Annotated in this window: 1 protein-coding gene and 1 pseudogene; one reads left to right on the top strand and one right to left on the bottom strand. The window is 72.3% G+C overall.

The annotated features are described in order from the left end of the window. Positions 1-288, bottom strand: a pseudogene (locus tag BZY54_RS51435) (pyridine nucleotide-disulfide oxidoreductase); the annotation flags it as partial. Here BZY54_RS51435 and BZY54_RS52005 point away from each other — a divergent pair. Beyond that, the coding region (locus BZY54_RS52005; protein WP_341868744.1) for an FAD-dependent monooxygenase at positions 221-480 on the top strand (260 nt) is incomplete at its 3' end. The pseudogene BZY54_RS51435 and the gene BZY54_RS52005 sit on opposite strands and share 68 nt — an antisense overlap.

Below are 480 nucleotides of genomic sequence, written 5' to 3'. Positions count from 1 at the left end.
CGGCCACCGCGGAGCCTTCTCCAGGTAGCGCCGCAGGTTGCGGGTGCTGCGGCTGACGTGCACGTCGGTGAGGGGCTCGGCGTCGCGGACGAGCCGGCCGACGATCGGGCTCGGCAGACCGAGCGCGTACGCCAGGAACTCCTCCGGGTCGGTCGGCGGCTCCGCGCCCCGGGTGCCGGCCAGGCTGACCATCCAGCGGTCGCCCTCGACCGGCAGCACCATGCCGCTGCGGCCGGGCTCGGACGCGTACGGATCGGCCTGCACGATGGTCAGCGGGAACTGCTCGGACCAGCCGATCCTGGAGCGGCTGCTGTGGGAGCGAGCAGTCGCGCACGAGGGGCTCGAGTTCCTGCGCGACGCCGAGGCGACCGTGATCACGCAGGACAGCGACGGGATCGGCGTGACCGTGACGATCGGAGAGAAGACGCAGACTCTGACCGCTGACTGGCTGATCGGCGCCGACGGCGGACGCAGCTTCAC

The sequence above is a fragment of the Streptomyces carpinensis genome, assembly GCF_002154505.1.
GTDB classification, from domain to species: Bacteria; Actinomycetota; Actinomycetes; order Streptomycetales; family Streptomycetaceae; genus Streptomyces; species Streptomyces carpinensis.
This window is presented reverse-complemented; position numbering and strand designations above follow the sequence as displayed.